Here is an 8810-nt window from a genome sequence, read left to right as displayed (position 1 = left end):
TTCGCCCGCAACGGGCCGATCAACTCTTCGAAACGCCCCATACCACATCAACGATCCGAAGGCTCGGAAGCAACCCGTAGAAAATCGACGGCCCCGAGGGCTGGCCGTCCGGTGCATATCCGCGAGGAGTGAGAACACCCATTGTGTCGGTCTGGTCGCGGGTCACGCCGGTTCCAGCAAAACGGCCGGCAGCGTGCCGCCACGCTGGCTCGCGCGGCAGGCACGGGACTGGGCGCGCCTGAACCCGGAGCAGCAACGCCGCCTGAGCGAGGCGGGCGTGAAACCGGCTGCACGGGCCCAAAAGGCATCAGCGCGAGCCAGTACGAAGGCTGGGGCAGGAAAGGACTCCGCCGCCTTCACACGGGGCATCGTGGCCCTCCAGCAGTACATCGCGCGGGAGGGGCAGACCGTGGCCGGAAGGCAGCACGTCGAAGAACTCCCCGACGGCATCTCCATACGACTCGGCGTCTTCCTCACCAACCAAAAAAACCCGCCGCCACCGCCTCACCGACCAACAACTCACTGCACTTGCCGAACTCGGACTGGAATGGGCAGCATGAGTTCCGGTGAGGACGCACATGGGGCGCAGTTGGCGACGCCTGGCGTGGCTCGGTACACGAAAACGGACAGCAACTGTTCAGCGCTATGGGAGGCCCCTGGGCGCCCAACCTGAATCGAACAGTTCACGAGTTTTGACAGTGCCGGTGCAGCGGGGGCCATCATCGCTCCGAGTCTCGGGCGCCGCGCTCAGTCCCACCAGCCGTCGCCGGAGCCCGAGTTTTGAAGTCACTGAGGTGGTTGCCAGGGCAGCGGACCAGCAGGGGGCATGACTTGGTTCATTCTCCGAGTGCGAACGACGCCCGTTTTTGCCACTTTGTGCCGTCGTGCACCAAGAGTTCTACCGACGAGACGTGAGACGTGAACGGAAGCCTGCCGGTGAGGTCGGCCTCGATCTCCTCCAAGACGGTGTCTTCCTGACCTTGAGCGATGGTCAGGTGCGGCACGATCTCGGCGAACCGGCCGCCATACGGCGGAGCCTCAGGCCAACGATCAGCGATCGCCTCTGTGAGCCGCCGCAACTGCGTGTCGGGCTCGGGAACGAGATACAGCACTTCCGGGAGCCGACCACATCTCTCGAACCGCAGGTCAAAGGCCTTGTGGCTGCTCAGCAAGTCCGCGAGAGCGGAGGAGACGAGCGCGTCTATTCTGCTCTCGTCGAGGAACGGGAAGAGCACGGTGACGTGGGTAGGAACCCCGGCCTGAGCTGAGGGGTCGAGCCGTTCACGCCACCCGTGGACGGACGGCTCTGCCTCCGGGATCCGGACGATGAGCCCCGTCTGGCCCGCCTGAAACGCACTGGTGCTGTCATCTGCCATGACACCGCATGGTGTCACCTCTCCCACAGACAGCACGGCTCCTTTTCCCCTGAACGATCACGACGATCCGCGAAGCAGGCCGTCGAGCGGGACGGCCAAGACGGTGACGCTGCCGCTATTTCCCGTGAACATCCAGAGTGCCGGTGATCACTGAACGCCACCTGGCTGCGTAGGTGAAAACCACGAACGGATGTCGATCGGTTTCGGCATCACCTGATGGTGGGTTGGCTCTGGAATGTCGCCGACTTCTAGGAACGCCCTGTTGACCCGTGCTGCGCATCGGGTCCAAGACGGTGCAGCATCAGAACGTGCGATCGATAGCATCGCGTCGCGACGTGGCAGTGGTCTGACGAGGTGGGGAAGCTATGAGCGAGGACGTCCTGTCGATCATTCCGAGTGATCCGCGGTGGCAGCCGGATCGCGATGCGGTTGATCGCGTCGTCGCGCTCGTTGAGGACCTGACTCCCGGAGCTGCCGGCGGCGTGGACGTGGAGATCGACGTGACGTGGCACGACGTGGTGACCGTCGTCGACTGTGGAGGCAACCTGGAGAGAATCGGCTGCCCCTTGTGTCAGGCGTCCATCGATACGGAGTGGTGGGGCGACCTCCTCGAGGCTCACTGCGACGACGGCTTCACCACGCTCGCGATCGAAGTCCCGTGCTGCGGAACATCAACCACCCTGGACGCCTTGGAATACGACTGGCCCTGCGGTTTCGCCCGCTTTGAGATCGCCATCTGGAACCCCGAACGCCTCTGGTTCAGCGACGACGAGCTGACGGCGCTGGCGGACCGATTGGGCCATCCGGTGAAGCAGATCCGGGCCCACATCTGAACCTGGGCAGCTCAGCCGATCACCTGTTGCTCGGCGCGTGCTCGGGTGGTGGCGAGTCGGTAGGAGTCGGTTCCTGTCTCGATGATGTTGCCGCCGAAGGTGAGACGGTCGACGATGGCCGCATAGAGCCTGGGGTCGGTAAAGATCTTGGTCCAGCCAGAGAAGGATTCGTTCGAGGCGATCGCCACGCTGTTCTTTTCCTCCCGTTCGGTCAGAACCTGGAAGAGAAGTTCGGCGCCGCGGCGGTCGAGTTCCATGTAGCCGAGCTCGTCGATGCAGAGGAGGTCGACGCGGCCGTAGCGGGCGATGGTCTTGGTCAGCTGCTTCTCGTCGGCGGCCTCGACGAGCTCGTTGACCAGCTTCGTCGCCAAGACGTACCTGATCCGGTAGCCGGCCATCGAGGCCTCGGTGCCGAGCGCGATCAGCAGGTGGGACTTGCCGGTGCCGGAGTCGCCGATCGGGCAGAGGGGCAGGCCCTTCTTGATCCATTCGCAATTGGCGAGGGTGTGGATCATGGCGGCGTCGATGTTGGGGTTGGCGTCGAAGTCGAACTTGCGGAGTGCCTTGTCGCGGGGGAACCCGGCGGCCTTGATGCGGCGTTCGGAGCGTCGGCGGGCCCGGTCGTCACACTCGGCGAGGAGGAGTTCGGCGAGGAAGCCGAGGTAGGACATCTGCTCGCGTTCGGCCTTCTCGGCGACCTCGGGGAACTGGGACCGGATGGTGGGCAGCCGCAGCATCCTGCATGCCTGGTCGACGGCGGTGGTGGCGGCCTGCTCGGTGAGTCCTCGCTGGCGGGGAAGGGACACGGCGTTCTCCTCAAGGGGTGGGGCGGTCGGATCGGCGGAGCCGCAGGAGCTGGTCGTAGTGGGCGACGGAAGGCAGCGGGCGTTTGTCGGGCGGCAGACGGGCCCGAACGGCAGCGGGCAGCGGGGCGATACCGGGCTGGCTTCCAGGGACGAGGGGCTGCGCAGGCTCCTCGGGCTCGGCGTCGGCCGCCTTGCGGGCTTCCAGGGCGACTGCGTCCGCGGTCAACGCGCCAGATTTCAGCGCTGCGGCGAGGCCGGTGATCAGGTGTTCGTGGGGCAGGTGGCGGCTGAGGAGGAGGACTTCGATCAGGGCGCGGGTGCCCTCGCGTTCGCCGTGGGCCTTCACGGCGGCCTGCCACCAGGCGTCGTGGATGGGGGTGAAGCGGCCGGCGGCGCGGGCCTGGTCGAGGGCGGTGGCGCCGGGCAGGGCACCCGGTTTCCGGATCAGGGCCTCCAGGTAGTGGTCGAGTTCAAGGCGGGTAGCGCCGCGGGCGATGAGCCGTTCATGCCGGCGCGGTCGCCCGCGAACGGGTAGGCCGGCCCTTCCTGTGGACCGCGACGGCGGACGAGGCCGGACTCACCGCCCTGCGCATGCGCAGGCTCCTGGACGCGGAATCGGACCGGGAGGCCGTCCTCGCCGGTTTCATCACCGCACTGTCGCCCGGCGACGAGCGCCTTCTGCGGGACCTGCTTGCCGAGGACTCCGCGAGCGCTCCCCGCCACAGCCGACTGCACTGAGCGGCCCGGCACGGGCGGAGGCTGTTGGCCGGGATGTCACCCGGTAGCCGTGGCATGTACATCACGTGCGCCTAGCGTCGCAGCGCCTGGGGACCCGGGTGCGCTCACGGCCGGGGGGAGAGCCGTGTGTGATCGACAGCATGTCTAAGGAGACATCTCTCACATGCGTAAAGGCATAAGAACGCTGACCGTGCTCGGCGTGACCGGCGTGGTGACCGCGGGCGTCGCGGTGTCCGCCAACTCCGCCCCGCAGCACGACGATCGCGGTTCGGAGATCCGCAACGTCATCTACCTGGTCGGCGACGGCATGGGGCGGACGCACGTCACGGCCGGCCGTGACCGTTTCTACGGTGCCGCAGGCAAGCTGAACATGGAGCGGCTTCCCTTCACCGGAGCGGTCGCCACCTACGCGGTCGAGAAGGACAGCGCCCAGCCCGCCCTGGTCACCGACTCGGCGAGCTCGGCGACCGCGTGGTCCTCGGGCGTGAAGACGTACAACGCGGCGATCGGCGTCGACGCGTACGAGAAGAAGGTCGCGACGCTGATGGAGCAGGCCAAGGCGGCGGGCTTCGCCACCGGCAATGTCTCCACGGCCGAGATCACCGACGCGACCCCCGCCGCCCAGTTCAGCCACGCCCTGCTGCGCGGCTGCCAGGGACCGGTCTATTCGGACGCCGCCTGCCTGCCGAAGAAGGACGACGGCACGTACGAGGCCCCGCCTGCGGACCGGACGCTGATCACCCCGATCGCCGAGCAGATCGCCCGTAACGGCACCGCCGACGTGATCCTCGGCGGTGGTCTCGCCCGCTTCGAGCCGGACGACCAGAAGGCTCTGCAGGCCCAGGGCTACCAGGTGCTCGGCAGCTTCGGCGACGCGTCCCTGCCCGCGCAGACCGCCGCCAGCCAGAGGGCCGCCACCAAGGCCGACCTCGACAAGGTCCGCGGTGGCAAGGTCATCGGCCTGTTCAACCGCGGCAACTTGACGGTCGAGAACGCCAAGGCCCAGCTCCCTGCCGACGCGCCGCAGAAGCAGGAGCCGACGCTGGCCGAGATGACCCGCAAGTCGATCTCCCTGCTCTCCGACGGGCAGCATGCCAAGGGCAAGGACAAGGACAAGGGCTTCTTCCTCCAGGTCGAGGGCGCGCAGATCGACAAGCGCTCGCACGCCAATGACGCCGCGCAGACCCTCGCCGAGATCAAGGCGTTCGACGACGCGGTCAAGGACGCGTACGACTTCGCGCGCAGGGACGGGCACACCCTGGTGATCGTCACCGCCGACCACGAGTGCGCCGGCTTCAACATCATCGAGAAGGGCAGCTTCACCAACGCCGAAGCTGTCGCGCCCCCGGCCAACACCGACGCGGGCAACACGGCCAACAACAGCACCCCCTCGCGCTCGTCCTCCGCGAACGTGAAGGACCCGGCCCGCTCCAGCGGCTTCGTCAACGCCCCGGGTTCGGCCGACGCGAAGAACTTCGGCCCGGCCACCTTCCGCACCGCCGACGACCCGGCCGGCGTGCAGGACGGCACCGCGCAGGCCAGCCTCTGGCTGACCTACCTGTCGGGCAACCACACCGGCGCCGACGTGCCGATCTTCGCCTACGGTCCGGGCGGCGGCGCCTTCGCCGCCAGCCAGAACAACACTGAGCTGTACCCCAAGATGTACCGCGCCCTGTTCGGTACCGCTCCCCGCGGCCACTGACCCCCCAACGGCCGGCGCGGGCCCGGGAAACGACCTCGTTCCCGGGCCCGCGCGGGCCGCGTCACTGGAGACACCACTGATGAGACTCCGCTCGAAGCCCGCAGCGGCGGCGGTCCTGCTCACCGTCCTCGCCATGCTCACCGCCTGCGGCGCCTCTGATGACGCCGGCCGGACCGCCGCCGCCCTGCCGACGGCGGCTCCGCCCGCGACCTCCCTGCCCGCTCCGCGCACGGCCCCGGCTCCCGTGCCGATGCTCTCCACCCCACCGCAGCGGGGCAAGGTACGAGTAGAGGAAGGTCCGTTCACCGACCGCGTGCACCTGAACCGCCTCGCCCTGACCGGCACACCGGCCGTCACCGGGCACCTCGCGATCACCTCCGACGTCAGCGACGTCATAGCCCTGGAACTGCGCGCCGCCTTTTACAGCGCCGACGGCCGCCTTCTCGGCACCGGGACCTTCGAGTACGCGGAGGAGCACGAAGCTGGTGGCCACGGCAACGGCCATGAGGAGCGGCGGGCGGCAGGAGCGGGCATCGATTTCACGATCCCCGCCAGGAAGCTGAGCGGCACGCCCGCCGCGGCCGTGGTCTCCGTCCCCGTACTTGTCAACGAGTAGCAGCCCCCGGCCCGACTGGCGCGGGTGCAGGGCCGGGGGCTGCGGCCTGACGGGTCTCGGGTCACTTGCTCACAGCGAAGCGCATCAGGGCGTGCTCGTCGCCCTGCTTGATCTTGCCCGTCTGGTTGATCACTTCGAGTTTCCAGCTGTCGCCGGCGCGCGTGGCCTTGGCGACGGCGCAGCCGTTGTCGGTGGTGAGCAGGCTGGGCCAGATGTCGGCGACCTGCTGTGAGCTGCCGCCGGTCGCGTCGTACACCTTGAAGCTGATGTTGCGCGCCTGCTGGAAGGAGCTCCCCTTCTTGTAGGCGGCGGCGATGAACACGATCGAGGTGACGTGTGCCGGGATTCGGGCGAACTCGACCGTGACGGTCTCGTCGTCGCCGTCCCCGTGCCCCGTCTGGTTGTCGCCGCTGTGTATCAGGGAGCCGTTGCCCATCGGGTCGAGGGAGTCGAGGCCGGCCAGGCGCACCGGGTCCCCGTTGTGCATGGCGATGGCGATCAGGTCCAGGTCGGTGCCCTTCTTGCGGCGGAGCTTGCCCATCACCCCGCCACTGCTTCCGGCCGTTGGGTCCCAGGACACGCCGATGGACATATGGGTGACCCCGTCCAGGTCCGCCGGGCCGTCTTCCTTCGTGAGCGTAATCATGCGTGGATCGTCCTCTTCATGGCGGGATCGCGGGACGTGAAGTGCGTCCGGATCATGTGCTGTTCTTCTTCCCGGGCGGAGTGCTGGCCCCCGCTTAACAACAGGGTCGCCCCCCCGAGTGGGCATCGACTAATTGTGCGGACCGGGCCGACCGCGTCTCACAGATGGCGGTCACGGCGGGGAGTAACTCCTAAACGTCTGTCCCGACGCGGGGCGGCCGATTGCGCTCATCCGCCACTCGCCGTCCCCGGTCCGGTGCATCTTGGCCATGACCAGTGCGGTGTGCTCGCCGGCACCCAGGCAGGTGAATTGGCCCAGCTCCTGGCCGGTGGCATCGTCGTGGGCCCGGCGGGAGACGTCCCGCACCGCTTCAAAGGTCCGGCCCGTGAAGGAGTTCTTGGAGAGGACGATCCGGTCCACGCGGCCCGGCACAGCCGTCAGGCCGACGGCGAACGTGTCGTCATCGCCCCGTCCGTAACCGCTGGTGTGGCCAACTGAGCCGTCGAGGCTGAGCTGGTTCTGCGGGAACACAACGTCGGCGAACTGGCGGCCCGAGAAGAGCAGAGCGAACGCGCGCATCTCCAGGTCCCGGCCGGTGAACCGACCGAGGAGCCCTGTACGGGCGGCCCGCCAGCCCAACCCGACGCGCACCACCGCGAGGGCGTCGTCCGCTGTGGCCAGGCTGATCTGACGGCCCTCGCTCAGGTTCACGGACACAGAATGGCGCCTCACTGCGGCTGGAGGAAGGGGATCGGCGGGATGTCGCGCGGCGGAACGGTCGGGCCCGCCGTCCGGATGCCCGGGGGGGTGTGATGGGCTGCCGGACGGCGGGAGCTCGGGGATGCGGTCAGACGTTGACGCCGAAGTCCATGGCGATGCCGCGCAGCCCGGAGGCGTATCCCTGGCCGACGGCGCGGAACTTCCACTCGGTGCCGTGGCGGTAGAGCTCGCCGAAGACCATCGCGGTCTCGGTGGAGGCGTCCTCGGAGAGGTCGTAGCGGGCGATCTCCTGGCCGTCGGCCTGGTTGACGACGCGGATGAAGGCGTTGCGGACCTGGCCGAAGCTCTGGCCGCGGTTCTCGGCGTCGTGGATGGAGACCGGGAAGACGACCTTGTCGATGTCTGCTGGTACGGCGGCGAGGTTCACCTTGATCGTCTCGTCGTCGCCCTCTCCCTCGCCGGTGAGGTTGTCGCCGGTGTGCTCGACGGAGCCGTCCGGGCTGGTGAGGTTGTTGTAGAAGACGAAGTGCCGGTCCGAGACGACCTTGCCCGACGAGTTGCAGAGCAGGGCGGACGCGTCCAGGTCGTAGGCGGCGCCGCTGGTGGTCCGCACGTCCCAGCCCAGGCCCACCAGGACCGCGGTCAGCCCGGGGGCCTCCTTGCTCAGAGAAACGTTGCCGCCCTTGGCCAGGGAAACTCCCACTGCTCTTCCTCCACTGTTCTGGTTCGCGCCGCGTTGCCGGCTTCTCGTCTGGTGACAACGCCGAGGCTACCGTCCGAGTTCCCCCACTTGCGCAACACCTAAAGTATTGGCGGCGAGTAGCCGGGACGGCAACAAGCCGGACGGCGGCGTGTCGGCGAAGACGTGAGCGAAGGCGAGGCAGATCCGGTGTTCAGTGACGTAGGTGCGATGGAAATCCTCACGCTGGGAGTCATCGCCGTGCTGCTCTTCGGGCCCGACAAGCTGCCCGAGATGATCCAGAATGTGACGGGATTCCTGCGCAAGGTGCGGGCGTTCTCCGAGAATGCCAAGCAGGAGATCCGTTCCGAACTGGGCCCGGAGTTCAAGGACTTCGAGTTCGAGGACCTGCACCCGAAGGCGTTCGTGCGCAAGCACATCCTGGACGGTGAAGGTGACGCCTTCGGACTCACCGAGCTACGTGACGCTCTGGACCCACGCCAGGAACTGACACAGATCGCCGACATGGTCCGCGGAGCAGCCGATTCGCAGGCCGAGGAGACTTCACCGTCACCCGGCGTCGACCTGACCAAGCGCACCTCGGCCGCACCGGCCGCATCCCACTCGTACGACCCTGATGCGACGTGACGGGCCGCCTTCCCAGTGGGCCGGGGGTCCGTCCGGGCGTGACGCA

10 protein-coding genes and 1 pseudogene are annotated in these 8810 nt (G+C 67.8%); 6 read left to right on the top strand and 5 right to left on the bottom strand.

What is annotated here, in order from left to right; all coding sequences use genetic code 11:
• Positions 1-836 precede the first annotated feature (836 nt).
• Positions 837-1376 (bottom strand): 2'-5' RNA ligase family protein, encoded by a 540-nt coding sequence (locus ACFU6I_RS36095; protein ID WP_384374834.1) that lies wholly within the window; start codon positions 1374-1376, stop codon positions 837-839.
• A 365-nt stretch (positions 1377-1741) separates the two neighbouring features.
• On the opposite strand from ACFU6I_RS36095, the gene ACFU6I_RS36090 reads away from it, so the two are divergent.
• The gene (locus ACFU6I_RS36090; RefSeq protein ID WP_384374833.1) at positions 1742-2209 is read left to right on the top strand and encodes a hypothetical protein; all 468 of its coding nucleotides are present in this window, start codon (positions 1742-1744) and stop codon (positions 2207-2209) included.
• Between the two features lie 11 nt (positions 2210-2220).
• Here ACFU6I_RS36090 and istB read toward each other — a convergent pair whose 3' ends face one another.
• Positions 2221-3015: an IS21-like element helper ATPase IstB gene (gene istB, locus ACFU6I_RS36085; RefSeq protein WP_384374830.1), complete on the bottom strand. Its 795-nt coding sequence runs from the start codon at positions 3013-3015 to the stop codon at positions 2221-2223.
• A 58-nt stretch (positions 3016-3073) separates the two neighbouring features.
• On the opposite strand from istB, the gene ACFU6I_RS36080 reads away from it, so the two are divergent.
• The 4 genes and pseudogenes from ACFU6I_RS36080 to ACFU6I_RS36065 all read left to right on the top strand — a co-directional run bounded on the left by ACFU6I_RS36080 (position 3074) and on the right by ACFU6I_RS36065 (position 6071).
• On the top strand, positions 3074-3550 hold the full coding sequence (locus tag ACFU6I_RS36080; RefSeq protein ID WP_384374827.1) for a hypothetical protein: 477 nt from the start codon (positions 3074-3076) through the stop codon (positions 3548-3550).
• A pseudogene (locus ACFU6I_RS36075) lies at positions 3526-3753 on the top strand (BlaI/MecI/CopY family transcriptional regulator); the annotation flags it as partial. The gene ACFU6I_RS36080 and the pseudogene ACFU6I_RS36075, both read left to right, overlap by 25 nt.
• A gap of 163 nt (positions 3754-3916) precedes the next feature.
• Positions 3917-5455: an alkaline phosphatase gene (locus ACFU6I_RS36070; protein ID WP_384374824.1), complete on the top strand. Its 1539-nt coding sequence runs from the start codon at positions 3917-3919 to the stop codon at positions 5453-5455.
• Positions 5456-5534: 79 nt separating this feature from the next.
• Complete coding sequence (locus tag ACFU6I_RS36065; protein WP_384374821.1) at positions 5535-6071, top strand: hypothetical protein; 537 nt, start codon at positions 5535-5537, stop codon at positions 6069-6071.
• A gap of 61 nt (positions 6072-6132) precedes the next feature.
• Here ACFU6I_RS36065 and ACFU6I_RS36060 read toward each other — a convergent pair whose 3' ends face one another.
• From ACFU6I_RS36060 to ACFU6I_RS36050, 3 genes are all read right to left on the bottom strand, one after another.
• The gene (locus ACFU6I_RS36060; protein WP_384374818.1) at positions 6133-6717 is read right to left on the bottom strand and encodes a TerD family protein; all 585 of its coding nucleotides are present in this window, start codon (positions 6715-6717) and stop codon (positions 6133-6135) included.
• 171 nt (positions 6718-6888) lie between these two features.
• Positions 6889-7428 carry a TerD family protein gene (locus tag ACFU6I_RS36055; protein ID WP_384374815.1) on the bottom strand — a complete coding sequence of 180 codons (540 nt, stop codon included), beginning with the start codon at positions 7426-7428 and terminating at the stop codon, positions 6889-6891.
• Between the two features lie 136 nt (positions 7429-7564).
• Positions 7565-8140 carry a TerD family protein gene (locus tag ACFU6I_RS36050; protein ID WP_384374813.1) on the bottom strand — a complete coding sequence of 192 codons (576 nt, stop codon included), beginning with the start codon at positions 8138-8140 and terminating at the stop codon, positions 7565-7567.
• Positions 8141-8326: 186 nt separating this feature from the next.
• On the opposite strand from ACFU6I_RS36050, the gene ACFU6I_RS36045 reads away from it, so the two are divergent.
• A complete protein-coding gene (locus ACFU6I_RS36045; RefSeq protein WP_384374810.1) occupies positions 8327-8764 on the top strand; it encodes a sec-independent translocase in 438 nt (145 codons plus the stop codon).
• Positions 8765-8810 lie beyond the last annotated feature (46 nt).

It is taken from the genome of Streptomyces sp. NPDC057486, from assembly GCF_042802415.1.
GTDB lineage: Bacteria > Actinomycetota > Actinomycetes > Streptomycetales > Streptomycetaceae > Streptomyces > Streptomyces yanii.
Note: the sequence above shows the minus strand (reverse complement) of the source record. Positions and strands in the feature narration are given on the sequence as shown.